At 55.6% G+C, this 25,547-nt stretch carries 14 protein-coding genes, 2 tRNA genes and 3 rRNA genes; 16 read left to right on the top strand and 3 right to left on the bottom strand.

Features of this window, described 5'->3' with window-relative positions; genetic code table 11:
- Positions 1-8: 8 nt before the first annotated feature.
- From hemG to SP99_RS21360, 9 genes are all read left to right on the top strand, one after another.
- Entirely contained in the window at positions 9-554 is a 546-nt protein-coding gene (gene hemG, locus SP99_RS21400) for a menaquinone-dependent protoporphyrinogen IX dehydrogenase (RefSeq protein ID WP_025757509.1), read from the top strand.
- A 356-nt stretch (positions 555-910) separates the two neighbouring features.
- Positions 911-2,450: ribosomal RNA gene (locus SP99_RS21395) — 16S ribosomal RNA — on the top strand.
- 69 nt (positions 2,451-2,519) lie between these two features.
- Positions 2,520-2,596 (top strand) — tRNA-Ile (locus tag SP99_RS21390).
- 36 nt (positions 2,597-2,632) lie between these two features.
- Positions 2,633-2,708 (top strand) — tRNA-Ala (locus tag SP99_RS21385).
- Positions 2,709-2,878: 170 nt separating this feature from the next.
- Positions 2,879-5,782: ribosomal RNA gene (locus tag SP99_RS21380) — 23S ribosomal RNA — on the top strand.
- A gap of 69 nt (positions 5,783-5,851) precedes the next feature.
- Positions 5,852-5,967: ribosomal RNA gene (gene rrf, locus SP99_RS21375) — 5S ribosomal RNA — on the top strand.
- The 16S, 23S and 5S rRNA genes sit together here with 2 tRNA genes alongside, the layout of an rRNA operon.
- Before the next feature lie 125 nt (positions 5,968-6,092).
- On the top strand, positions 6,093-7,121 hold the full coding sequence (murB, locus tag SP99_RS21370; protein ID WP_047959673.1) for a UDP-N-acetylmuramate dehydrogenase: 1,029 nt from the start codon (positions 6,093-6,095) through the stop codon (positions 7,119-7,121).
- Complete coding sequence (gene birA, locus SP99_RS21365; RefSeq protein WP_025760406.1) at positions 7,118-8,080, top strand: bifunctional biotin--[acetyl-CoA-carboxylase] ligase/biotin operon repressor BirA; 963 nt, start codon at positions 7,118-7,120, stop codon at positions 8,078-8,080. The genes murB and birA overlap by 4 nt, the downstream gene beginning before the upstream one ends.
- 16 nt (positions 8,081-8,096) lie before the next feature.
- Positions 8,097-9,089 (top strand): family 8 glycosyl hydrolase, encoded by a 993-nt coding sequence (locus SP99_RS21360; RefSeq protein WP_047959868.1) that lies wholly within the window; start codon positions 8,097-8,099, stop codon positions 9,087-9,089.
- A 54-nt stretch (positions 9,090-9,143) separates the two neighbouring features.
- On the opposite strand, the gene bcsG is transcribed toward SP99_RS21360, so the two are convergent.
- From bcsG to bcsE, 3 genes are read right to left on the bottom strand one after another with little or no spacing between them, the layout of a single operon-like run.
- Complete coding sequence (gene bcsG, locus SP99_RS21355; RefSeq protein ID WP_025759458.1) at positions 9,144-10,823, bottom strand: cellulose biosynthesis protein BcsG; 1,680 nt, start codon at positions 10,821-10,823, stop codon at positions 9,144-9,146.
- The gene (gene bcsF, locus SP99_RS23325) at positions 10,816-11,010 is read right to left on the bottom strand and encodes a cellulose biosynthesis protein BcsF (protein WP_025759457.1); all 195 of its coding nucleotides are present in this window, start codon (positions 11,008-11,010) and stop codon (positions 10,816-10,818) included. The genes bcsG and bcsF overlap by 8 nt, the downstream gene beginning before the upstream one ends.
- A complete protein-coding gene (gene bcsE, locus SP99_RS21350; RefSeq protein WP_047959672.1) occupies positions 11,007-12,566 on the bottom strand; it encodes a cellulose biosynthesis c-di-GMP-binding protein BcsE in 1,560 nt (519 codons plus the stop codon). Before bcsE ends, bcsF begins: the two co-directional genes overlap by 4 nt.
- Before the next feature lie 174 nt (positions 12,567-12,740).
- Here bcsE and bcsR point away from each other — a divergent pair, with 174 nt between their 5' ends.
- From bcsR to hmsP, 7 genes are all read left to right on the top strand, one after another.
- Positions 12,741-12,929 (top strand): cellulose biosynthesis protein BcsR, encoded by a 189-nt coding sequence (bcsR, locus tag SP99_RS21345; RefSeq protein WP_008503237.1) that lies wholly within the window; start codon positions 12,741-12,743, stop codon positions 12,927-12,929.
- Positions 12,930-12,940: 11 nt separating this feature from the next.
- Positions 12,941-13,693, top strand: a complete 753-nt coding sequence (gene bcsQ / locus SP99_RS21340) for a cellulose biosynthesis protein BcsQ (RefSeq protein WP_025759454.1) — start codon at positions 12,941-12,943, stop codon at positions 13,691-13,693.
- Positions 13,690-16,305, top strand: a complete 2,616-nt coding sequence (bcsA, locus tag SP99_RS21335; protein WP_047959671.1) for a UDP-forming cellulose synthase catalytic subunit — start codon at positions 13,690-13,692, stop codon at positions 16,303-16,305. Before bcsQ ends, bcsA begins: the two co-directional genes overlap by 4 nt.
- Before the next feature lie 10 nt (positions 16,306-16,315).
- Positions 16,316-18,736, top strand: coding sequence for a cellulose biosynthesis cyclic di-GMP-binding regulatory protein BcsB (gene bcsB, locus SP99_RS21330; RefSeq protein ID WP_047959670.1), 2,421 nt, complete (start codon positions 16,316-16,318; stop codon positions 18,734-18,736).
- Between the two features lie 6 nt (positions 18,737-18,742).
- A complete protein-coding gene (gene bcsZ, locus SP99_RS21325) occupies positions 18,743-19,849 on the top strand; it encodes a cellulose synthase complex periplasmic endoglucanase BcsZ (RefSeq protein ID WP_047959669.1) in 1,107 nt (368 codons plus the stop codon).
- Complete coding sequence (gene bcsC, locus SP99_RS21320) at positions 19,831-23,313, top strand: cellulose synthase complex outer membrane protein BcsC (RefSeq protein ID WP_047959668.1); 3,483 nt, start codon at positions 19,831-19,833, stop codon at positions 23,311-23,313. The genes bcsZ and bcsC overlap by 19 nt, the downstream gene beginning before the upstream one ends.
- Before the next feature lie 119 nt (positions 23,314-23,432).
- Positions 23,433-25,439, top strand: coding sequence for a biofilm formation regulator HmsP (gene hmsP, locus SP99_RS21315; RefSeq protein ID WP_047959667.1), 2,007 nt, complete (start codon positions 23,433-23,435; stop codon positions 25,437-25,439).
- The last annotated feature ends 108 nt before the right edge of the window (positions 25,440-25,547 follow it).

Genomic DNA, 25,547 nt, shown 5'->3' with positions numbered 1-25,547 from the left:
AGCCGTTGATGAAAACACTGATTCTTTTCTCTACGCGAGATGGGCAAACGCGTGAGATTGCCGCGTATCTGGCGTCGGAATTAAAAGAGCTGGGTATATACTCGGATGTGGTGAACCTGAACCGTGCGGAGCAGATTGCCTGGCAGGATTACGACCGCGTGGTGATTGGCGCGTCAATTCGTTACGGGCATTTCCATCCGGCGCTGGATCGCTTTGTGAAAAAACATACGGCGGTGCTCAATAAATTGCCCGGTGCGTTTTACTCGGTCAATCTGGTCGCGCGTAAAGCGGAAAAGCGTACGCCGCAGACCAACAGCTACACGCGCAAGTTTTTACTCAACTCGCCGTGGCAGCCAGACCTGTGCGCCGTTTTTGCCGGCGCGCTGCGCTACCCTCGCTACCGCTGGTATGACCGCTTTATGATCCGCCTGATCATGAAAATGACGGGGGGCGAAACGGATACGCGTAAAGAAGTGGTTTATACCGACTGGTCGCAGGTGGCCAGTTTTGCACGGGAAATCGCGCATTTAACGGGCAATTCGCGACTTAAATAAGCGTTAAGTTTGAAAAGTGAGCGAACGAAAAGTTTTTTGTATTTTGTGCTTGTCACATCGGAATAACTCCCTATAATGCGCCTCCACTGACACGGAACAACGGCACACACGCCGCCGGGTCAGCAGAGAAAAGCGAAAATAATCACTTGACTCTGAAGCGGGAAAGCGTAATATGCACACCCCGCGCCGCAGCGAAAACGAAGCGGCACTGCTCTTTAACAATTTATCAGACAATCTGTGTGGGCACTCAAAGTGACATGGATTCTTAACGTCGCAAGACGAAAAATGAATACCAAGTCTCAACGAGTGAACACGTAATTCATTACGAAGTTTAATTCATTGAGCATCAAACTTTTAAATTGAAGAGTTTGATCATGGCTCAGATTGAACGCTGGCGGCAGGCCTAACACATGCAAGTCGAACGGTAGCACAGAGAGCTTGCTCTCGGGTGACGAGTGGCGGACGGGTGAGTAATGTCTGGGAAACTGCCTGATGGAGGGGGATAACTACTGGAAACGGTAGCTAATACCGCATAACGTCGCAAGACCAAAGAGGGGGACCTTCGGGCCTCTTGCCATCAGATGTGCCCAGATGGGATTAGCTAGTAGGTGGGGTAACGGCTCACCTAGGCGACGATCCCTAGCTGGTCTGAGAGGATGACCAGCCACACTGGAACTGAGACACGGTCCAGACTCCTACGGGAGGCAGCAGTGGGGAATATTGCACAATGGGCGCAAGCCTGATGCAGCCATGCCGCGTGTATGAAGAAGGCCTTCGGGTTGTAAAGTACTTTCAGCGGGGAGGAAGGTGTTGAGGTTAATAACCTCAGCAATTGACGTTACCCGCAGAAGAAGCACCGGCTAACTCCGTGCCAGCAGCCGCGGTAATACGGAGGGTGCAAGCGTTAATCGGAATTACTGGGCGTAAAGCGCACGCAGGCGGTCTGTCAAGTCGGATGTGAAATCCCCGGGCTCAACCTGGGAACTGCATTCGAAACTGGCAGGCTAGAGTCTTGTAGAGGGGGGTAGAATTCCAGGTGTAGCGGTGAAATGCGTAGAGATCTGGAGGAATACCGGTGGCGAAGGCGGCCCCCTGGACAAAGACTGACGCTCAGGTGCGAAAGCGTGGGGAGCAAACAGGATTAGATACCCTGGTAGTCCACGCCGTAAACGATGTCGACTTGGAGGTTGTGCCCTTGAGGCGTGGCTTCCGGAGCTAACGCGTTAAGTCGACCGCCTGGGGAGTACGGCCGCAAGGTTAAAACTCAAATGAATTGACGGGGGCCCGCACAAGCGGTGGAGCATGTGGTTTAATTCGATGCAACGCGAAGAACCTTACCTACTCTTGACATCCAGAGAACTTAGCAGAGATGCTTTGGTGCCTTCGGGAACTCTGAGACAGGTGCTGCATGGCTGTCGTCAGCTCGTGTTGTGAAATGTTGGGTTAAGTCCCGCAACGAGCGCAACCCTTATCCTTTGTTGCCAGCGGTTAGGCCGGGAACTCAAAGGAGACTGCCAGTGATAAACTGGAGGAAGGTGGGGATGACGTCAAGTCATCATGGCCCTTACGAGTAGGGCTACACACGTGCTACAATGGCGCATACAAAGAGAAGCGACCTCGCGAGAGCAAGCGGACCTCATAAAGTGCGTCGTAGTCCGGATTGGAGTCTGCAACTCGACTCCATGAAGTCGGAATCGCTAGTAATCGTAGATCAGAATGCTACGGTGAATACGTTCCCGGGCCTTGTACACACCGCCCGTCACACCATGGGAGTGGGTTGCAAAAGAAGTAGGTAGCTTAACCTTCGGGAGGGCGCTTACCACTTTGTGATTCATGACTGGGGTGAAGTCGTAACAAGGTAACCGTAGGGGAACCTGCGGTTGGATCACCTCCTTACCTTAAAGAACCTGCCTTTGCAGTGCTCACACAGATTGTCTGATGAAAAACAGCAGTAAAAACCTCTACAGGCTTGTAGCTCAGGTGGTTAGAGCGCACCCCTGATAAGGGTGAGGTCGGTGGTTCAAGTCCACTCAGGCCTACCAAATTTGCGAAGCAAATTTGAAGAGGTTATCAACGATGGGGCTATAGCTCAGCTGGGAGAGCGCCTGCTTTGCACGCAGGAGGTCTGCGGTTCGATCCCGCATAGCTCCACCATCTTTTACTGCGAACACAAGAAAACTTCAGAGTGAACCTGAAAAGGTGCACTGCGAAGTTTTGCTCTTTAAAAATCTGGATCAAGCTGAAAATTGAAACGACACACAGTTAATGTGTGTTCGAGTCTCTCAAATTTTCGCAATCAGAAGTGAAACATCTTCGGGTTGTGAGGTTAAGCGACTAAGCGTACACGGTGGATGCCCTGGCAGTCAGAGGCGATGAAGGACGTGCTAATCTGCGAAAAGCGCCGGCGAGGTGATATGAACCTTTGACCCGGCGATGTCCGAATGGGGAAACCCAGTGTGATTTGTCACACTATCGTTAACTGAATACATAGGTTAACGAGGCGAACCGGGGGAACTGAAACATCTAAGTACCCCGAGGAAAAGAAATCAACCGAGATTCCCCCAGTAGCGGCGAGCGAACGGGGAGCAGCCCAGAGTCTGAATCAGCTTGTGTGTTAGTGGAACGGTCTGGAAAGTCCGACGGTACAGGGTGATAGTCCCGTACACGAAAACACACAGGTTGTGAACTCGAAGAGTAGGGCGGGACACGTGGTATCCTGTCTGAATATGGGGGGACCATCCTCCAAGGCTAAATACTCCTGACTGACCGATAGTGAACCAGTACCGTGAGGGAAAGGCGAAAAGAACCCCGGCGAGGGGAGTGAAAAAGAACCTGAAACCGTGTACGTACAAGCAGTGGGAGCACCTTCGGGTGTGACTGCGTACCTTTTGTATAATGGGTCAGCGACTTATATTCTGTAGCAAGGTTAACCGTATAGGGGAGCCGAAGGGAAACCGAGTCTTAACTGGGCGTTAAGTTGCAGGGTATAGACCCGAAACCCGGTGATCTAGCCATGGGCAGGTTGAAGGTTGGGTAACACTAACTGGAGGACCGAACCGACTAATGTTGAAAAATTAGCGGATGACTTGTGGCTGGGGGTGAAAGGCCAATCAAACCGGGAGATAGCTGGTTCTCCCCGAAAGCTATTTAGGTAGCGCCTCGTGAACTCATCTTCGGGGGTAGAGCACTGTTTCGGCTAGGGGGCCATCCCGGCTTACCAACCCGATGCAAACTACGAATACCGAAGAATGTTATCACGGGAGACACACGGCGGGTGCTAACGTCCGTCGTGAAGAGGGAAACAACCCAGACCGCCAGCTAAGGTCCCAAAGTCATGGTTAAGTGGGAAACGATGTGGGAAGGCACAGACAGCCAGGATGTTGGCTTAGAAGCAGCCATCATTTAAAGAAAGCGTAATAGCTCACTGGTCGAGTCGGCCTGCGCGGAAGATGTAACGGGGCTAAACCATGCACCGAAGCTGCGGCAGCGACACTATGTGTTGTTGGGTAGGGGAGCGTTCTGTAAGCCGTTGAAGGTGGCCTGTGAGGGTTGCTGGAGGTATCAGAAGTGCGAATGCTGACATAAGTAACGATAAAGCGGGTGAAAAGCCCGCTCGCCGGAAGACCAAGGGTTCCTGTCCAACGTTAATCGGGGCAGGGTGAGTCGACCCCTAAGGCGAGGCCGAAAGGCGTAGTCGATGGGAAACAGGTTAATATTCCTGTACTTGGTGTTACTGCGAAGGGGGGACGGAGAAGGCTATGTTAGCCGGGCGACGGTTGTCCCGGTTTAAGCATGTAGGCGGAACGATTAGGTAAATCCGGTCGTTTTTTAACGCTGAGGTGTGATGACGAGGCACTACGGTGCTGAAGTAACAAATGCCCTGCTTCCAGGAAAAGCCTCTAAGCATCAGGTAACATCAAATCGTACCCCAAACCGACACAGGTGGTCAGGTAGAGAATACCAAGGCGCTTGAGAGAACTCGGGTGAAGGAACTAGGCAAAATGGTGCCGTAACTTCGGGAGAAGGCACGCTGATATGTAGGTGAAGCCCCTGCGGGTGGAGCTGAAATCAGTCGAAGATACCAGCTGGCTGCAACTGTTTATTAAAAACACAGCACTGTGCAAACACGAAAGTGGACGTATACGGTGTGACGCCTGCCCGGTGCCGGAAGGTTAATTGATGGGGTTAGCGGCAACGCGAAGCTCTTGATCGAAGCCCCGGTAAACGGCGGCCGTAACTATAACGGTCCTAAGGTAGCGAAATTCCTTGTCGGGTAAGTTCCGACCTGCACGAATGGCGTAATGATGGCCAGGCTGTCTCCACCCGAGACTCAGTGAAATTGAACTCGCTGTGAAGATGCAGTGTACCCGCGGCAAGACGGAAAGACCCCGTGAACCTTTACTATAGCTTGACACTGAACACTGGTCCTTGATGTGTAGGATAGGTGGGAGGCTTTGAAGTGTGGACGCCAGTCTGCATGGAGCCGTCCTTGAAATACCACCCTTTAATGGCTGGTGTTCTAACGTAGACCCGTTACCCGGGTTGCGGACAGTGTCTGGTGGGTAGTTTGACTGGGGCGGTCTCCTCCCAAAGAGTAACGGAGGAGCACGAAGGTTAGCTAATCCTGGTCGGACATCAGGAGGTTAGTGCAATGGCATAAGCTAGCTTGACTGCGAGAGTGACGGCTCGAGCAGGTGCGAAAGCAGGTCATAGTGATCCGGTGGTTCTGAATGGAAGGGCCATCGCTCAACGGATAAAAGGTACTCCGGGGATAACAGGCTGATACCGCCCAAGAGTTCATATCGACGGCGGTGTTTGGCACCTCGATGTCGGCTCATCACATCCTGGGGCTGAAGTAGGTCCCAAGGGTATGGCTGTTCGCCATTTAAAGTGGTACGCGAGCTGGGTTTAGAACGTCGTGAGACAGTTCGGTCCCTATCTGCCGTGGGCGCTGGAGAATTGAGGGGGGCTGCTCCTAGTACGAGAGGACCGGAGTGGACGCATCACTGGTGTTCGGGTTGTCATGCCAATGGCACTGCCCGGTAGCTAAATGCGGAAGAGATAAGTGCTGAAAGCATCTAAGCACGAAACTTGCCCCGAGATGAGTTCTCCCTGAGCCTTTAAGGCTCCTGAAGGAACGTTGAAGACGACGACGTTGATAGGTCGGGTGTGTAAGCGCAGCGATGCGTTGAGCTAACCGATACTAATGAACCGTGAGGCTTAACCTTACAACGCCGAAGATGTTTTGGCGAAGAGACGACACAAGTTTCAGCTTTGATACAGATTAACAGAATTTGCCTGGCGGCTTTAGCGCGGTGGTCCCACCTGACCCCATGCCGAACTCAGAAGTGAAACGCCGTAGCGCCGATGGTAGTGTGGGGTCTCCCCATGTGAGAGTAGGGAACTGCCAGGCATCAAACAAGTGAAGAGGCCATCCGAAAGGATGGCCTTTTTGCGTTTCTGCGCTGCACAAAACTAATCCCCCAATACCTTGCTTATACGGTAAACTACCTGCGTTTTTGCATCAGGATAGCGTCTATGAACCACTCCCTTAAGCCCTGGAATACCTTTGGCATTCAACGCAATGCTAAAAAGATTGTACGTGCCGATACCGCACAGCAGTTGCTGAATGCATGGCAAAGCGCAACAGAAAATAACGAACCCGTACTGATTCTGGGCGAAGGAAGTAATGTCCTGTTTCTCGACGATTTTGCGGGAACAGTAATCGTTAACCGCATCATGGGCATTGATGTGGAAGAGCGCGCCGATAGCTGGCACATTCACGTAGGGGCCGGTGAAAACTGGCATCATCTGGTGCAGTTTACCCTCGAAAAAGGAATGCCGGGTCTGGAAAACCTTGCGCTGATCCCAGGCTGCGCCGGATCGTCACCCATTCAAAACATCGGTGCCTATGGCATCGAACTGAAACATGTCTGTGAGTATGTCGACTGTATCGAACTGGCGACCGGAACGGCCCAGCGTTTAACCGCAGAAGAGTGCCGTTTTGGCTATCGTGACAGTATCTTCAAACATGAATATCAGGATCGCTACGTCATTGTCGCCGTGGGCCTGCGTCTGTCTAAGCGCTGGCAGCCCGTGTTGACCTACGGTGATTTAACGCGTCTCGATCCGGCAACCGTTACCCCTCGCGACGTTTTTGACTCGGTTTGCCATATGCGGATGACCAAACTTCCCGATCCCAAAGTAAACGGCAATGCCGGAAGCTTCTTCAAAAACCCGGTAATTAGCAGCGAAAAGGCAAAAATCTTCCTTGAAGGATGGCCAACAGCGCCACATTACCCTCAGGCGGACGGCAGCGTGAAGCTTGCTGCGGGATGGCTTATCGATCAATGCCAGTTAAAAGGCACGGCAGTCGGCGGTGCTGCCGTTCACCGACAGCAGGCTCTGGTACTGATTAATCAATGTGATGCGACCAGCGATGATGTGGTTCAGCTGGCACATCATGTCCGTGAGCGTGTGGGCGAGAAATTTAACGTCTGGCTGGAGCCGGAAGTGCGCTTTATCGGGTGCACAGGCGAAGTCAATGCCGTGGAGGCCATCGCGTGAAGGACAATACCATCCCCTTAACCCTGATTGGCATTCTTGCCGACGGTGAGTTTCATTCTGGCGAGCAATTGGGCGAACAGCTGGGCATGAGCCGTGCCGGCATCAATAAGCATATTCAGACGCTGCGCGACTGGGGTGTCGATGTCTTCACGGTACCAGGAAAAGGCTACAGCCTGCCGGAACCGATTCAACTGCTGAATGAAGAACTGATTCGCAGCCAGATTGGACACGGCAATGTGGCGGTGCTGCCCGTGATTGATTCGACGAACCAGTATCTTCTGGATCGTCTGCCTGAGCTGAAATCCGGCGATGCCTGTGTTGCTGAGTATCAGCAGGCCGGGCGTGGCCGTCGCGGTCGCAAATGGTTCTCACCGTTTGGTGCGAACCTTTATCTCTCCATGTACTGGCGTCTGGAGCAGGGGCCTGCCGCTGCCATTGGCCTGAGTCTGGTTATCGGCATTGTCATGGCGGAAGTGCTGCACGATCTGGGGGCGGATAACGTACGCGTGAAGTGGCCTAACGATCTCTACCTCAACGATCGAAAACTGGCCGGTATCCTGGTTGAACTGACGGGGAAAACCGGCGATGCGGCGCAAATTGTCATTGGCGCGGGCCTCAATATGGTGATGCGCAACGTCCAGAGTGATGTGGTGAACCAGGCCTGGACTAACCTCCAGGAGGCGGGCATCGTCATCGATCGCAACACCCTCGCCGTGCGTATGATTAAAGAGTTGCGCAGTTCACTCACGCTTTTTGAGCAGGAAGGGCTGGCTCCGTTCCTGTCGCGTTGGGAAAAACTGGATAACTTTATCAACCGCCCGGTGAAATTGCTGATTGGCGATAAAGAGATCTACGGTACTTCCCGCGGTATTGATGCGCAGGGGGCGTTGCTTCTGGAGCAGGATGGCGCGATCAAGCCCTGGGTGGGCGGTGAGATTTCTCTGCGAAGTGCCGAATAACCGGACTGAGTGAATGATGCGAAAACCCGTCTGCGCGACGCTGGCTGTCATGTTGAGTGTTCTGTTCTCGCCTCTCTCGCAGGCGGGGCAGGCCTGGGAAAGTTACAAGGCACGCTTTTTCAAACCGGAAGGCCGCATTGTCGATACCGGCAATGGCGGTGTTTCGCATACGGAAGGTCAGGGGTTCGCCATGCTGATGGCGGTGGCCAATGACGATAAAGCCACGTTCGATAAGCTCTGGCAATGGACGGACAGTCAGCTGAAGAACAAAGAGAATGGTCTCTTTTACTGGCGTTACAACCCTGCAGAGTCCAACCCTATCGCCGACAAAAACAACGCCGCAGACGGCGATGTGCTGATCGCCTGGGCGTTATTAAAAGCCGATGCCCGCTGGCATGACAAGCGTTACAGCACCGCATCGGATGCCATTACAAAAGCACTGATTGACCACAGCGTGATCCGCTATGCGGGTTATCGCGTGATGCTGCCCGGCGTCCAGGGATTTAAGCCTGAGGGTGAAGTGATCCTTAATCCGTCCTATTTCGTGTTTCCGGCCTGGCAGGACTTTGCCGCGCGCAGTCATTTAGCGGTCTGGCATGAATTGATGAAGGACGGGAAACGCCTGCTGGGGAAAATGGGGTCGGGTAAAGCGAATCTGCCCCCTGACTGGGTTTCACTGACATCAGGCGGCAAGCTGGCGCCGGCCCAGGGCTGGCCTCCGCGGATGAGCTACGATGCGATTCGTATTCCGCTGTACGTTGCCTGGTCGGATAAACAAAGCCCGTTGCTGACGCCGTGGAAAGCCTGGTTCGGTCAGTTTCCCCGGGAACAAACGCCCGCCTGGGTGAACGTCACGACCAACGACTATGCGCCCTATATGATGGAAGGTGGTCTGCTGGCGGTACGCGATTTAACGATGGGGCAGTCTTCCGGAGAACCCGAAATCACCTCTAAAGACGACTACTATTCGGCAAGTCTGAAAATGCTGGTGTGGATCTCAGCGCAATAATAACGCACCGACTATCCCCTCTCCCCTGTGGGGAGAGGGTTAGGGCGAGGGGCCTTACTGCGGATACGGTACCCAATCTCCGCCGTTCAGACGAACGTACGGTTTGTTCTGATACTGAATCACTACCGCGTTAGCGTTCTCGGAAACTTCTGCCGTTTGCGGCAGGTTACTGGTGAGCTGATCCCAGTTCACGCTATCCTCGACAAACAGCTTGCCGTCCACCGCACGGGCAACCAGTTCTGAGATCGCCAGATAGCTACTTGGCTGGGTGATCTCAATCGGCGCGCCCTGGTGTGGTGCCTTCATACCAAAGAATTTAATGCCAGCAGGCACGTTGGTAATGGACGGGCTTGGGATATCACGCAGGCCCGACACCTGCATTCTGTCGCCTTTCAGCGCACCACCGTGTTCAGGGACCACCACCACCATCACTTTACGGCCGGATTTTTCCAGCTCTGTAAAGAACGCGTCCAGCTCGTCGAAGAATTTCTGCGCACGCACTTTATAGTCTGCCGTTTTGCTCACGCCCGGGAAGTGGTTACCGTCGTGAAGCGGCAGGGTGTTAAAGAACGTCGCACTGCGCGGATTACTGTCTTTTTCGATGGTCTGCAACCAGCGCTGAAGTACGGCGGTATCGTCATAAACGGGCGAGCCGTCGAAGCCCAGCAGAGAGACCGGAAGACCTGTTTGATCCATCAACGGCGCCTGCATGCCACCCTGTTCGCGCACCTCTTTCAGGAAGTTGCCGAACTGGCCGTTATGCCCCAGCATCAGATGCTGCGTAAAGCCCAGTTTGGCGAGGTTATCGAACAGATAACACTGGTTGCCGGCGGGTTGATACAGGTTTTTATGCGATGTCTGACCGCAGCTTGCACGCAGCAGGCGGATCGCCGCCGGGCCGCTGTATGAAGTGGCCGAATTGAAATCTTTAAACTGAATGTCGAAATGCGACCACAGCGGATGCGACATCAAACCTGCGGCATCCACGTCGGCCCAGGAGAGAGAGCAGATGTTGATCACCAGCAGTTCGAACGGCTGAGCATCTGCCGGCAGCGCGTCCGGGAATTTCGTCTGACGCTTATCTTCCGCAGTATAGAAACTGGAGAGCCAGGCATTCAGGTTTGTGGAGGTCGGCGGTGCGGTCTGGGTTGGGATATCCCCCACGACAGGCGTATTGCCAGCCGTCGTGACGGTTGCCGCCGCGCTTCCCCCTGTGGTGGTCACCGTGGTGGTGGGTTGACCGGCAGGCCACAGCGAAAAGTTTGGCCCTGCCAGCGTCAGCACGTTAAGCCAGATCATAATCGCCACGACAAACACTGTGACGCGGACCCACTGTGACAGGAACAGCCAGGCAACCAGCAGCACAAATACTGCGCCAATCATCTGCCAGTTAATAAAACGCTCGATCAGGTCGAGGACATAGCTGGCGCTAAACCCCGCCACCTGCGAGCCCTGGCTCATAATACTGTCCGGCCCCGGTAGCCAGGTATCATGCCAGAACAGCGCAAAGCCGACAGGAATGGCTACCCAGTGGCGTAAACGATGCAGCCTGATATTCGGCAAAGGCATCAGCAGGAAGGCCATAAACACCAGGTTGAGAAGAGGATGGAAATTCAGATAGCCTGCCCACAGCAGACCAAACTTCACCAGAAAGTAGAAGTTCCAGCCGGAAAGGCCGCGCCAGTATTGCCAGAGCGGCGAAGGTGACGAAGCGGTATAGGTTGAATTAGTCATGTTTTCGGTCTGCCTTGACGTGTGATGCCCGTGTCAGTGTTCCGGCTGGTTTAACGTGGCGAGGTTTTATAAACAGCACTCTGGCCGTATCACGGATACGACGTATGGAATGGCGTGCGTAGTAGCCAAGCGGGAAAAAGATCAGCGCACAGACTATAACCAGTTGAATGATATCGCTGATATTCATAGTGCGTTCTCCGCGTTGTCTGTTAATAAGCGAAGAGGCTCCGGCACCCGTCGCCAGACATGTCCATCATGTCTGGCATTGAGGATCGGTTTCGCATCGCTCGTGATAGCGAGCGGTTTAGCCCATTGTTCTGGCTGGAGCGCACGCATCTGCACCAGTTCCGCGCTGATGGCATTATCTTCGAACCAAATCATACGGTTCGAGAAGATGTCTCCGGTCGGCAGGGGGAAGATGTGGTTAAGCGCAGTATCAAGATCGTTTATCCGGCAGAAGGACAAAAACAGCATCAGGCGATTATCGCCGATGGTCATGATGTCCCCTGTACGGTTCGGGCGGCATAAGGTGAGAGCCTGTTCAACGCGAATACCCGGTACAGGACGCAGGGCAACCATGACCCCTTTTCCGTCAGCAGGAAGAAGCGTGTTGCTCATCATGTTGCCGACGGCATCGCAGAAGGTATCCCATTTTTGGTATCCACGCAGTTTCATCGGCTGGGTCATGGAGAGCAGCGTGGAAATCTCTTCCGGTACATGGCGGCTAAACTGCTGACCCTGCACGCTTTCGATAAGCGTCAGGCAGCGTGACAGCGGCGCATTCCAGGGGATAACCATATTCGCGCCGCAGCCCAGAAGCAGGCGCTCGTCGGTGGCGCGCAGGCTGGTATTGTTTTCACGTATGATAATTTTCAACGCGCTTCCGCGCTGGCGGCGTAAGGTATGGATCTGTCTTGCCAGCGTCTCAATCTGGTTATTTTGCATCAACGAGAAAATAAGGGTTGCCGCCTGGGTTGTGCGGGCTTCATGGAAAAGGGCTTCGTTAGAGTCAAACAGGGACCAGTTTTCCGAAAGAGCAGGGGCACCCTCCAGGACCGCGATATGGCTCAGGATACGTTTTTCATCGCTGCGCGGCTGAACCACGGTTTCTTCCTGCTGCGCCACGTGCCACTTGCCCTCAATATGTTTCAGAGTAAGTTGTTGCCTGGCACTCACCCCTTTTTCATTACACCAGAAAGCAATATCGTAGAGATAGCTGCCCACCTGGTCACGAACGCTTGCCAGACCGAACAGGGAGCGATATTCGCCCATTAACAGTGAGAACAGCTTGTCATTATTACTGCCGGGATTGACGACCAATAGCGTGCAATTTTGAAATTTTGCCCATTTATTGATTTTTTCCAGCCACGGCAGCAGCTTTTCCGCAGGAATATTTTGCAGGACGTTATTTGCACATTTGAGAATCACCAAATAGTGATCCGGATCAATAGTGCACTGAACATCGCGGGACAAAAAGTATAGACTATCGGCTTCCGGTTTCATGGAAAATAATCGCACCGTCTGGGGGCCGCGATCGCTTTCAAGCGTGATAATCTTCTTCGGATCGTCACCCATGCTAATGACGGCCACGCGGGAATCCTTATCCTGAGCAGCAATTGTCTGGTTTACCAGAGTGATAGCATCTTCATTACGGTCCGTATTAATCCACCAGACTCCTCCGACTGGCATGTGGCTCAATTCGTCCCATAATGACTGGATGCCAATAGAAAATATGGAGTCCACGGTGTCCCTCTTTTCGTCTAATTTATCTGTATCTCAGTTTACTAGCGAAAGCGTAGAAATAAACCTAACATTGAAATTAAAGAACATCAGATTTAGCATGTAAATGAAATTTGTCCGGGCAGGGAGCCCCGCAACTTCTGAGCGTGCGATTTTCCTCAAAGGGATGGAAAAAGAATGGATAATAATGAACCCGGAACCCCAGTCGACTCGACGCTGGGTTACACATTCCAAAACGATTTTCTGGCGCTGACGCAGGCCTTTTCTTTACCTGAAATAGATTACACCGATATTTCCCAGCGGGAACAGTTGGCTGCGGCTATTAAACGTTGGCCGTTGTTAGCTGAATTTGCCCATCAACAATAAGGGAGCCATTGATGGCCATACTCGGATTACAGGGTGTCCGTGGCGGTGTGGGTACCACATCTGTTACCGCGGCGCTGGCGTGGTCATTACAGCTTTTAGGTGAATCGGTGCTGGTTATTGACGCCTGCGCCGATAATTTGCTGCGTATGTCGTTTAACGTCGACTTTACTCGCGAAGAGGGCTGGGCCCGGGCGCTGCTTGATGATAAAGACTGGCGGGATGCCGGTATGCGCTATACCTCCCAGCTCGATTTGCTGCCGTTTGGTCAACTCACCACCACGGAACGCGAGAATGAAGCCGCCTATCAGCGCCTGTTTTCACAGTTCACGCTGGCGCTGCAAAGTCTGAAAGAAAAGGGGCATTACCGGTGGATCCTGCTGGATCTGCCGCACGGCGCCGGCACACTGACCCGACAGCTTATCGCACAGTGCGATCACGTCCTCTCCATCGTCAATGTCGATGCGAATTGCCACATCCGCTTGCATCAGCAGGGTTTACCTCAGAATGCGCATATCCTGATTAACGATTTACGCATTGGCAGCCAGATCCAGGACGATCTGTATCAGGTATGGCTGCAAAGCCAGCGTCGTCTGCTTCCTATTGTCATCCATCGTGATGAAGGAATGGCTGAATGCCTTGCGTCCAAGCAACCGCTCGGCGAGTACCGCAGCGATTCGCTGGCGGCAGAAGAGATCCTGACGCTGGCTAACTGGTGTCTGCTGAACTTCGCCAAAGGGGCGGAGCCTGCAGGGAGTTCTGTATGAGTCGACTCGCCAGCTGGTTACTCATCCCACCGGTCAGTTCGCGTTTGAGCGAAAACTACCGGCATTTTCGCCGGCATGGTGCTTCGGCATTCAGCGCCGCGCTCGGCTGTTTCTGGATGATCCTGGCCTGGACGTTCATTCCGCTCGAACACCCTCGCTGGCAGCGCATCCGCGCACGACACAGTGAGCTCTATCCCCACATCAATCCCAACCGCCCGCGGCCACTGGACCCGGCGCGTTACCTCATTCAGGCGCTCTGGCTGGCGGTCACATCATCCCGCAACGAGAAAATAACGCCGCACTGGCGCAGCTTCTCCCGCGTGCAACAGCTACGCGAACGCTACCACCAGTGGCTGGACAGACTGCCCAACAGCGTGACCGATAAGACCAGCCATCTGGATAACCATAAAGAGCTCGGGCATCTCCACCCGGGCTTGCGGCGTTTTATTCTCGGCGTCATCGTCGTGTTCTCGCTCATTCTGGCACTGGTCTGTATTACGCAGCCCTTTAACCCGCTGGCGCAGTTCACCTTCCTGATCCTGCTGTGGGGCGTGGCGCTGCTGGTTCGCCGTATTCCTGGTCGCTTCTCGGCGTTGATGCTGATTGTGTTGTCGTTGACCGTCTCCTGTCGCTACATATGGTGGCGTTATACCTCAACCCTTAACTGGGACGATCCGGTCAGTCTGGTGTGCGGCCTGGTGCTGCTGTTTGCCGAAACCTACGCCTGGATTGTGCTCGTGCTGGGCTATTTCCAGGTGATTTGGCCGCTCAACCGCCAGCCGGTTCCGCTGCCAAAAGACACCACGCAGTGGCCGGCCGTTGATCTCTTCGTCCCGACCTATAACGAAGATCTGAGCGTGGTAAAAAACACCATTTATGCCGCGCTGGGCATCGACTGGCCGAAAGATAAGCTCAAAGTCTGGATCCTCGACGACGGCAACCGCCCGGCGTTTCGTCAGTTCGCCGAGGAGGTGGGCGTCGAGTACATCGCCCGGCCGACTCACGAGCACGCTAAAGCCGGGAACATCAACAACGCGCTGAAGTATGCCACTGGGGAGTTTGTCTCGATCTTTGACTGCGACCACGTGCCGACGCGCTCGTTCCTGCAGATGACCATGGGCTGGTTCCTGAAAGAGAAAGAGCTGGCGATGATGCAGACGCCGCACCACTTCTTCTCGCCGGATCCGTTTGAACGTAACCTGGGTCGCTTCCGTAAAACCCCGAACGAAGGCACGCTGTTCTATGGTCTGGTGCAGGACGGTAACGACATGTGGGATGCCACCTTCTTCTGCGGCTCCTGCGCTGTTATCCGCCGTAAACCGCTGGATGAAATTGGTGGCATTGCCGTGGAAACGGTCACCGAAGATGCTCACACTTCTCTGCGTCTGCACCGTCGCGGCTATACCTCTGCCTATATGCGCATTCCTCAGGCTGCCGGTCTGGCAACGGAGTCACTGTCGGCGCACATCGGTCAGCGTATTCGCTGGGCCCGCGGCATGGTGCAGATATTCCGTCTTGATAACCCGCTGATAGGAAAAGGCCTCAAGCTGGCGCAACGTCTTTGCTACGTCAACGCCATGTTCCACTTCTTATCCGGTATCCCGCGGCTGATCTTCCTGACCGCGCCGCTGGCGTTCCTGCTTCTTCACGCTTATATCATCTACGCTCCCGCGCTGATGATTGCGCTGTTTGTTCTGCCGCACATGATCCACGCGAGCCTGACGAACTCGAAGATTCAGGGTAAATACCGCCACTCCTTCTGGAGTGAAATTTACGAAACGGTGCTGGCCTGGTACATCGCACCGCCGACGATGGTGGCGCTGATTAACCCGCATAAAGGTAAATTCAACGTCACCGCGAAGGGCGGTCTGGTGGAAGAGGAGTACGTCGACTGGGTGATCTCCCGTCCGTATATCTTCCTGGTACTGCTGAATATTGTGGGCGTCATCGCCGGTATCTGGCGTTACTTCTATGGCCCGGAAAACGAGATCCTGACGGTATTCGTGAGTATGGCCTGGGTCTTCTACAACCTGATTATCCTCGGTGGCGCGGTGGCGGTGTCTGTGGAGAGCAAACAGGTTCGCCGTGCGCATCGCGTGGAAATCTGCATGCCGGCGGCCATTGCCCGTGAAGATGGACATCTTTTCTCCTGTACCGTGCACGACTTCTCTGACGGTGGTCTGGGGATCAAAATCAACGGCCAGGCCAAGGTGCTGGAAGGGCAAAAAGTTAACCTGCTGCTTAAACGCGGCCAGCAGGAGTATGTCTTCCCGACACAGGTCGTTCGTGTGACGGGCGATGAAGTGGGTCTGCAGCTGATGCCGTTGACCAAAAAGCAACATATTGATTTTGTGCAGTGTACGTTTGCCCGCGCGGATACGTGGGCTCTCTGGCAGGACAGCTTCCCGGAAGATAAACCTCTGGAAAGCCTGCTGGATATTCTGAAGCTGGGGTTCCGTGGCTATCGTCACCTTGCAGAATTTGCCCCGTCGTCGGTGAAATTAATTTTCCGGTCACTTACTTCGCTGGTTTCCTGGGTCGTGTCGTTCATTCCTCGTCGTCCTGGGCGGGATGAGGCGAAGCAGGCGGACCCGGTTATGGCTCAACAATGATGATAACGCGATGAAAACAAAACTTTCCTGGTTATGTGCAGTGGCAATGGGGATGAGTACCCTCCCCGCAACAATGGCTAACGCAGCTCCTGATAACGCAGCGGCAACGCCTGCGCCAACGGTGCCTGTCGTCGCGCAGGCAACCGATCCGGTTGTCACTGCGGCACCCGGCCAGACAGAAAACATCATTCCGAACCAGCCAACGGAGGGGAACACCCTGCCGGCAGGCAGCCAGGTCGTCGGACAGGTGATGCCGGGCGTCCGCGGAGCGAATGCCCCTGTCGTCGCGGAGAATGCCCCGTCACGGGACGTGAAGCTCACCTTCGCACAGATTGCGCCGCCTCCGGGCAGCATGGTGCTGCGCGGTATCAACCCGAACGGCGGCATTGAATTTGGCATGCGCAGCGACGAGGTCGTTTCTAATGCGGTGCTGAATCTTGAATATACGCCGTCGCCATCACTGTTGCCGACGCAGTCTCAGCTGAAGGTCTACCTGAATGATGAGCTGATGGACGTTCTGCCGGTCACGAAAGAGCAACTGGGTAAGAAAACGCAGGCTCAGGTGCCAATCAACCCACTGTTCATCACCGACTTTAACCGTATCCGCCTGGAGTTTGTCGGTCACTACCGCGATGTCTGCGAAAACCCTGCCAGCAACACGCTGTGGATGGACGTCGGGCGTAACTCCTCGCTGCAGATGACCTACCAGTCGCTGGCGCTGAAAAACGATCTCTCGGCTTTCCCGGTTCCGTTCTTTGATCCTCGGGATAACCGTCCGCTCACCCTGCCGGTGGTGTTTGCGGCGTCTCCGGACGTCACGGAACAGCTGGCGGCCACCATTGTGGCGTCCTGGTTTGGTTCCCGTGCGGGCTGGCGTGGCCAGAGCTTCCCGGCGATGTATGACAAACTGCCGGACCGAAATGCGATTGTCTTTGCGACCAACGCGAAACGTCCGGCCTTCCTGCGCGATCACCCGGACGTTAAAGCGCCGACCGTGGAGATGATGAGCCACCCGGACAATCCGTACGTGAAGCTGCTGGTGGTCTTTGGTCGTGACGATAAAGATCTGGTTCAGGCAGCAAAAGCGATTGCCCAGGGCAACATCCTGTTCCGTGGCAACAGCGTGGTGGTGGATGAGGTCAAGCCGCTGCTGGCGCGTAAACCTTATGATGCGCCAAACTGGGTGCGTACCGACCGTGCGGTCACCTTTGGCGAGCTGAAAACCTATGAAGAACAGCTGCAGGCGACGGGGCTTGAGCCTGCGCCGATCAGCCTGTCACTGAATTTGCCGCCGGATCTGTACCTGCTGCGTACCAACGGCATTGATATCAACCTCAACTACCGTTATACCGCGCCAGCCACCAAAGACAGCTCGCGCATGGATATCAGCCTGAACAACCAGTTCCTGCAGTCGTTCAGCCTGCAAAGCACGCAGGATACCAACCGCCTGATGCTTCGCCTGCCGGTGTTGCAGGGGCTGCTGGACGGTAAAACGGATGTCTCGATCCCGGCGCTGAAGCTTGGCGCGATCAACCAGCTGCGCTTTGATTTCCAGTACATGAACCCGATGCCTGGCGGCTCGGTGGAAAACTGCATTACCTTCCAGCCGGTTCAGAACCACGTGGTGATTGGCGATGAGTCGACCATCGACTTCTCGAAGTACTACCACTTTCTGGCGATGCCGGATCTGCGCGCCTTTGCCAATGCAGGCTTCCCGTTCAGCCGCATGGCCGATCTCTCTGAATCGATTGTTGTGATGCCAAAAACGCCAAACGAAGGGCAGGTGACTACCCTGCTGGACACCATGGCAACCGTAGGTGGTCAGACAGGATTGCCGGCGATTAACGTTACGTTGACGGATGATGGTAGCCAGATTCAGAACAAAGACGCGGATATCATGGTGATCGGTACCATTCCGGACAAGCTGAAGGATGACAAACGCATCGATCTGCTGGTGAAAGCAGCCCAGTCCTGGGTCAACACGCCGCTGCGACAGACCGAATTCCCGAGCATTATGCCGGATGTTAACGACCGTCAGGCCAGCGCGCAGACGACAGTAACGTCTCAGGGGGCAATGGCCGCGGTGGTGGGCTTCCAGTCACCTTACAATGACCAGCGTAGCGTGGTGGCTCTGCTGGCAGACAGCCCGCGCGGGTATGAACTGCTCAATACGGCCATGAACGACAGCGGTAAACGTGCTGCAATGTTCGGTTCCGTCTCCGTCATCCGTGAGTCGGGCGTGAATAGCCTGCGTGTTGGTGATGTGTACTACGTCGGCCATCTGCCGTGGTTCGAACGCCTGTGGTATGCGCTGTCTAACCATCCGGTTCTGCTGGCTATCCTGGCGGCGGTCAGTGTGGTCTTGCTGGCCTGGGTGCTGTGGCGTCTGCTGCGCATCATCAGTCGTCGTCGTCTGAACCCGGATGAGTAAGATGTGATGAACGCCGTTCGCTGGTGTGCATTCGCCGCGTTGATGCTGGCGGCGCTCCCTCTTCGCGCCGCCTGTACCTGGCCTGCCTGGGAGCAGTTTAAAAAGGATTACATCAGCGAGGGTGGGCGTGTCATTGATCCCAGTGACACGCGCAAAATTACGACTTCGGAAGGGCAAAGCTACGCCCTGTTCTTTGCCCTGGCGGCGAACGATCGCAACGCGTTTGACCAGCTGCTGAGATGGACGCGCGATAATCTTGCCAGCGGCAATCTCGACGATCGTTTGCCGGCCTGGCTATGGGGTCAGAAAGACAAGGCGAGCTGGGCGGTGATTGATAACAATTCCGCCTCCGACGCCGATGTCTGGATCGCCTGGTCACTGCTCGAAGCGGGTCGGCTGTGGAAACAGCCGGACTATACCCGCACGGGTAAGGCACTGCTTAAACGGATTGCCAGCGAGGAAGTGGTGAAGGTACCGGGGCTCGGCGCAATGCTGCTCCCGGGAAAAGTCGGTTTTGCCGATGAACACGCCTGGCGCTTTAACCCCAGCTATCTTCCTCCGCAGCTCGCGCGTTACTTCACGCGCTTTGGTGCGCCGTGGACCCAGCTTCGTGAAACCAATCTGCGCCTGCTGATGGAGAGTGCGCCGAAAGGGTTTGCGCCGGACTGGGTGCAGTATCGGAAAAACAGAGGCTGGCGCCTGCAGCAGGATAAATCGCTGGTGGGTGGCTACGATGCCATCCGCGTTTATCTCTGGGTAGGGATGATGAGTGATAAAGATCCTCAGAAAGCCCGGCTGCTGACGCGCTTCCAGCCAATGGCGGCCATGACGACCAGACAGGGTCTCCCGCCGGAGAAAGTGGATGTCGCGAGTGGAAAACCGACGGGAAATGGCCCGGTGGGGTTCTCCGCCGCCATGCTGCCTTTTTTACAACAGCGTGATGCCCAGGCGGTTCAACGCCAGCGCGTGGCAGACCATTTTCCCGATAACAACGCCTATTACAGCTATGTACTGACTCTCTTTGGACAAGGATGGGATCAGCATCGTTTTCGCTTCACCGCTAAAGGTGAATTAATACCGGATTGGGGCCAGGAATGCGCAAGTTCACAGTAAATCTACTCAGTTTATCGCTTGGCCTGGCGCTGATGCCGTGGGCCCAGGCCGCCAACTCCCCGCAGCAGCAACAGCTGCTGGAGCAGGTTCGGCTGGGCGAATCGACACAGCGTGAGGATTTGGTGCGTCAGTCGCTCTATCGTCTTGAGCTAATCGACCCAAACAACCCTGACGTGATTGCCGCACGCTTTCGCTACCTGCTGCGTCAGGGCGATAACGCCGGTGCGCAAAAAGAGCTGGATCGTCTGAAAGGGATCGCGCCGGGTTCCAGTGCGTATCAGTCCTCTCGCAACACCATGCTGCTGTCCACCCCGGATGGCCGCCAGCAGTTACAGCAGGCGCGATTACTCGCCACAACGGGACATACGCAGGAGGCCATTGCCGCCTATGACAAGCTGTTCGACGGCAACCCACCGGGTGGCGACGTGGCGACAGAGTACTGGAATGTGGTGGCGAAAGATCCCGCCCGCCGCAATGCGGCCATTAACCAGCTGAAGAAAATTAACAGCAGCAGTCCGGGTAATACCCAGCTGCAGTCCACGCTGGCTCAACTGCTGTTCCAGACCGGACGTCGTGATGAAGGCTTTGCGGTGCTGCAGGAGATGGCCCGTTCCACCAATGGGCGCAGCCAGGCGTCGGATATGTGGTATGAGCAGATCAAAGACCAGCCTGTCAGCAACGCCAGCGTCACTGCGCTGCAAAAATACCTGAGCGTGTTCAGTGAAGGCGAGAGCGTAACGGCAGCGCGTTCACAGCTTGAAGCGCAGCAGAAACAGCTCGCCGATCCGACTTTCCGTGCGAAAGCACAAGGCCTGGCGGCGGTGGATGCCGGGCAGGGGGAGAAGGCGGTGGCGGATCTGAAAAAGGCGGTCAGCGCAAACCATGCCGACAGTGAAGCCGTCGGCGCGCTGGGCCAGGCATACTCACAGAAAGGCGACCGCGCTCGCGCGGTGGCCCAGTTTGAAAAGGCGATCGCCCTCGACCCGCAGAGTGATAACCGCGGCAAATGGGACAGCCTGTTGAAGGTTAACCGTTACTGGCTGCTGATCCAGCAGGGCGATGCGGCGCTGAAGGCGAATAACCCGGCGCAGGCGGAACGCTACTATCAGCAGGCGCGCAATATCGACAATACCGACAGTTATGCGGTGCTGGGGCTGGGAGATGCCGCGGCGGCGCGTAAAGATAACGCTGCAGCGGAGCGCTATTATCGCCAGGCGCTGCGTATGGACAGCGGCAACAGCAATGCGGTTCGTGGGCTGGCCAATATCTACCGCGCGCAGTCGCCGGAGAAGGCGTCGCAATTTATCCAGTCTCTCTCCGCCAGCCAGCGTCGCAGCATTGATGACATTGAGCGCAGCCTGACCAACGAGCAGCTCTCCGCCGAGGCAGAACAGCTGGAGAACCAGGGGAAATACGCTCAGGCTGCCGACATTCAGCGCCGTCGTCTGGCGCTCTCTCCGGGCGACGTGTGGATAACCTACCGTTTGTCCCGCGATCTCTACAGCGCCGGCCAGCGCAGCCAGGCGGATACCCTGATGCGTCAGCTTGCCCGCCAGAAACCCACCGATCCGGATCAGGTTTATGCCAACGGGCTCTATCTTTCCGGAAACGATCAGGACCGGGCCGCGCTGGCGCATCTGGACACGCTGCCGCGCAGCCAGTGGAACGGCAATATTCAGGAGCTTGCCGACCGTTTGCAAAGCAATCAGGTGCTGGAAACCGCCAACCGCCTGCGCGACAGCGGCAAAGAGCAGGAGGCGGAAAAACTTCTTCGCCAGCAACCAGCCTCCACCCGCATCGACCTCACGCTGGCGGACTGGGCACAGCAGCGTGGCGATCTGGACTCGGCAAAAACGACCTACAACGCCGTCCTGCAGCGTGAGCCGCAGAACGAAGACGCGATCCTCGGTCTGACCGAAATTTACAGCGCGCAAGGTAACAAGGATGCCGCCCGCGCGGAGCTGGCGAAGCTGCCCGCTGCGCAAAATGGCCAGCCGCTGTCGCTCAATATGCAGCGCCGGATCGCGATGGCGCAGGCGGGTCTGGGTGACGCCGCAGCTGCAGAACAGACCTTCAACAAAATCATTCCGCAGGCTAAATCACAGCCAGCGTCGATGGAAAACGCGCTGGTGCTGCGTGATGCGGCACGTTTTCAGGCGCAAAACGGCCAGCCTCAGCAGGCGCTGGAGACCTATAAAGATGCCATGGTCTCCTCTGGCATCACCACCACCCGTCCGGCGGATAATGACAGCTTTACGCGCCTGACGCGTAACGATGAAAAAGATGACTGGCTGAAGCGCGGCGTGCGTAGCGATGCCGGAGATTTGTACCGTCAGCAGGATTTTAACGTCACGCTGCAGCATGATTACTGGGGCTCCAGCGGCACGGGGGGCTACTCCGACCTGAAAGCGCATACCACCATGCTGCAGGTTGATGCCCCGCTCTCGGACGGACGGATGTTCTTCCGCAGCGATCTGGTCAATATGGATGCCGGTTCGTTTGCTACCCGTAACGGCACCTACGATCCCAAGTGGGGGACCTGTGCCGAAACGCCGTGTAGCGGCAACACGCATCAGTCAGACAATGGCGCGAGCGTTGCCGTCGGCTGGCAGAACAAAACCTGGGCGTGGGATATCGGTACTACGCCGATGGGCTTCGAGGTGGTCGATGTGGTCGGCGGGGTAAGCTACAGCAGCGACCTGGGTCCCGTGGGCTACACCGTTAACGCCCATCGTCGGCCGATCTCCAGCTCTCTGCTGGCCTTCGCCGGGCAAAAAGATACCAACACCGGCACCACCTGGGGCGGCGTGCGCGCCACCGGCGGTGGGGTGAGTATAAGCTACGACAAAGGCGAGGCGAACGGCATCTGGTCAAGCCTGAATGCGGAGACGCTGACGGGTAAAAATGTGGAGGATAACTGGCGCGTGCGCTGGATGACCGGTTACTACTACAAGCTCATTAATAAAAACAATGAGCGGCTTACCGTCGGTGTCTCTAACATGCTGTGGCACTACGACAAAGATCTGAGTGGCTATACTCTGGGTCAGGGCGGTTATTACAGCCCGCAGGAGTATGTCTCCTTCGCCCTGCCGGTGACCTGGCGTAAACGCACGGAGAACTGGTCCTGGGAACTGGGGGGATCTGTCTCCTGGTCGCACTCCAAAACCAATGACGAGCTGCGCTACCCGGACCAGAGTCTTATTCCAACCGATGAACCTGGCCGCTATACCGACCGGGGGGCGATGGAAACCGGCAGCAGCTCTTCAGGCACCGGTTATACCGCGCGGGCCATTATCGAACGTCGGGTGACCTCCAACTGGTTTGTTGGCCTGGGCGTGGATATTCAGGAAGCAAAAGACTATACCCCAAGCCATGCGCTGCTGTACGTACGCTACTCTGCCGCAGGCTGGCAGGGTGATATGGACTTACCGCCGCAGCCGCTCATTCCTTACGCGGACTGGTAATCGGATTTTACTTAATCCATTTGTAAGTCTCTCTTAAAAGTGCAGCAATCGGGTATACTCAGGCGCGCCAGGTTTACACCCTGGTGCGCCCTGCGCTTCGAGTTCTGTGGAGAGTCATTTTGCGTGTCAGCCGTTCCTTAACGATCAAACAGATGGCGATGGTGTCTGCCGTCACAATGCTGTTTGTACTGCTATTTTGCGTAATTTTGCTGTTTCATTCCGTGCAGCAGAATCGCTATAACACGGCTTCGCAATTAGAAAGTATTGCTCGCTCGGTGCGCGGCCCGCTCTCAGCCTCGATCCTGAAAGGTGATATTCCCGAAGCGGAAACCATTTTAAAACGCATCCAGCCTGCAGGCGTAGTCAGCCGCGCAGACGTGGTGCTGCCTAACCAGTTCCAGGCGCTGCGGATGAGCTTTATCCCTGAGCGTCCTGTCCCGATGATGGTGATGCGCCTGTTTGAACTGCCGGTACAAATCTCGCTCCCCATTTACTCGCTTGAGCGTCCTGCCAACCCGCAGCCGTTAGCCTATCTCGTCCTGCAGGCGGACTCGTACCGCATGTATAAATTCGTCATGAGCTGGTTTGTCACGTTAGTGACCACTTGCTTACTTATGACACTGATCCTCAGCGTGGCGCTGACCTGGTGCATTAACCGGCTGATCGTGCATCCGCTGCGGCGTATCGCCCGGGAGCTGAACACCCTTTCCCCACAGGACCAGATGGGCCATCAGCTTGAGCTGCCGCGCCTTCATCATGACGATGAGATCGGCATGCTGGTGCGTAGCTACAACCTTAACCAGCAGCGCATCCAGCGTCAGCAGGAAGAGCTGAACAGTAGCGCCACCCGCTTCCCGGTCTCGGAGCTCCCCAATAAAGCGTTTCTGATGGCAATGCTGGAGCAGACCGTCGCTCGCCAGCAGACTACGGCGTTGATGGTCATCGCCTGTGAAACCCTGCAGGACACGGCGGGCGTGCTCAAGGAGAGCCAGCGCGAGATGCTGCTGCTCACCCTGGTGGAAAAGGTGAAATCTGTGCTTGCGCCACGCATGGTGCTGACCCAGGTGAGCGGGTATGACCTGGTGGTGATTGCAAACGGGGTGAAAGAGCCGTGGCATGCGATCACATTAGGTCAGCAAGTACTCACTGTCATTAATGAGCGGCTCCCCATTCAGGGTATCCAGCTTCGTCCGAGCGCCAGCATCGGAATTGCGATGTACTATGGCGATCTGACCGCGGAACAGCTTTATCGCCGCGCCTTTTCGGCGGCGTTCACCGCCCGTCGCAAAGGCAAAAATCAGATCCAGTTCTTCGACCCGGAGCAGATGGAAAAGGCGCAGCAGCGCCTGACGGAAGAGAGCGATATTCTGACCGCGCTGGATAACCGCCAGTTTGCCCTCTGGCTCCAGCCGCAGGTGGATTTGCACACGGGAGACGTGAAAAGCGCTGAGGCGCTATTGCGGATGAAACAGCCGGATGGCTCATGGGAGTTACCGGAAGGACTGATTGAGCGCATTGAATCCTGCGGTCTGATGGTGACTATCGGATACTGGGTGCTGGAAGAGACCTGCCGTCAGCTTGCCGCCTGGCAGGAGCGCGGCGTGACGTTGCCGCTGTCGGTCAATTTGTCCGCCCTGCAGCTGAAGCACCCGACCATGGTTTCAGAGATGCTGGAGCTTATCCACCGTTACCGCATCAAACCGAATACCCTGACCCTGGAAGTGACAGAGAGTCGGCATATAGACGACCCCAATGAAGCCGTCGCCATTCTGAAGCCGCTGCGTCATGCCGGCATTCGCATTGCGCTGGATGATTTTGGCATGGGTTACGCCGGGCTGCGTCAGCTTCAGCACATGAAAACCCTGCCGGTGGATGTGCTGAAAATTGACAAAGCGTTTGTCGACGGTCTGCCGGGCGACAGCAGTATGGTGCAGGCGATTATCCATATGGCGCGCAGCCTCAACTTGCATCTTATTGCGGAGGGGATTGAAACCGAAGCGCAACGCAGCTGGCTGGCTGAGGCGGGCGTGGAGAGTGGACAGGGCTTCCTTTTTGCCCCAGCGGTTCCCGCGGATGTCTTTGAAGAACGTTACCTTTCTGGCGCTGGCCATCACGCAAAAGTGTAATTTTGTTGCTGGCTTGTGCGAGCCAGCTCAAAGTTCTTAACATTTGTGTTTCAAATTTGAACTGAGTTTATTTCTGTCCTGTTATGTGGGTGTTATTTTAAAGCCGCA

The sequence above is a fragment of the Enterobacter sp. BIDMC92 genome (genome assembly GCF_001030225.1).
GTDB classification, from domain to species: domain Bacteria; phylum Pseudomonadota; class Gammaproteobacteria; order Enterobacterales; family Enterobacteriaceae; genus Enterobacter; species Enterobacter sichuanensis.
The sequence above is the reverse complement of the archived record's forward strand: the minus strand, read 5'-3'. Positions and strand labels throughout refer to the sequence as shown.

What these genes read in the sequence shown, in the direction of transcription:
- hemG (WP_025757509.1), top strand. Translation starts at nt 9, where the DNA reads ATGAAAACACTGATTCTTTTCTCTACGCGAGATGGGCAAACGCGTGAG.
- murB (WP_047959673.1), top strand. Translation starts at nt 6,093, where the DNA reads ATGAACCACTCCCTTAAGCCCTGGAATACCTTTGGCATTCAACGCAAT.
- SP99_RS21360 (WP_047959868.1), top strand. Translation starts at nt 8,097, where the DNA reads ATGCGAAAACCCGTCTGCGCGACGCTGGCTGTCATGTTGAGTGTTCTG.
- bcsG (WP_025759458.1), bottom strand. Translation starts at nt 10,823, where the DNA reads ATGACTAATTCAACCTATACCGCTTCGTCACCTTCGCCGCTCTGGCAA.
- bcsF (WP_025759457.1), bottom strand. Translation starts at nt 11,010, where the DNA reads ATGAATATCAGCGATATCATTCAACTGGTTATAGTCTGTGCGCTGATC.
- bcsR (WP_008503237.1), top strand. Translation starts at nt 12,741, where the DNA reads ATGGATAATAATGAACCCGGAACCCCAGTCGACTCGACGCTGGGTTAC.
- bcsQ (WP_025759454.1), top strand. Translation starts at nt 12,941, where the DNA reads ATGGCCATACTCGGATTACAGGGTGTCCGTGGCGGTGTGGGTACCACA.
- bcsA (WP_047959671.1), top strand. Translation starts at nt 13,690, where the DNA reads ATGAGTCGACTCGCCAGCTGGTTACTCATCCCACCGGTCAGTTCGCGT.
- bcsB (WP_047959670.1), top strand. Translation starts at nt 16,316, where the DNA reads ATGAAAACAAAACTTTCCTGGTTATGTGCAGTGGCAATGGGGATGAGT.
- bcsZ (WP_047959669.1), top strand. Translation starts at nt 18,743, where the DNA reads ATGAACGCCGTTCGCTGGTGTGCATTCGCCGCGTTGATGCTGGCGGCG.
- bcsC (WP_047959668.1), top strand. Translation starts at nt 19,831, where the DNA reads ATGCGCAAGTTCACAGTAAATCTACTCAGTTTATCGCTTGGCCTGGCG.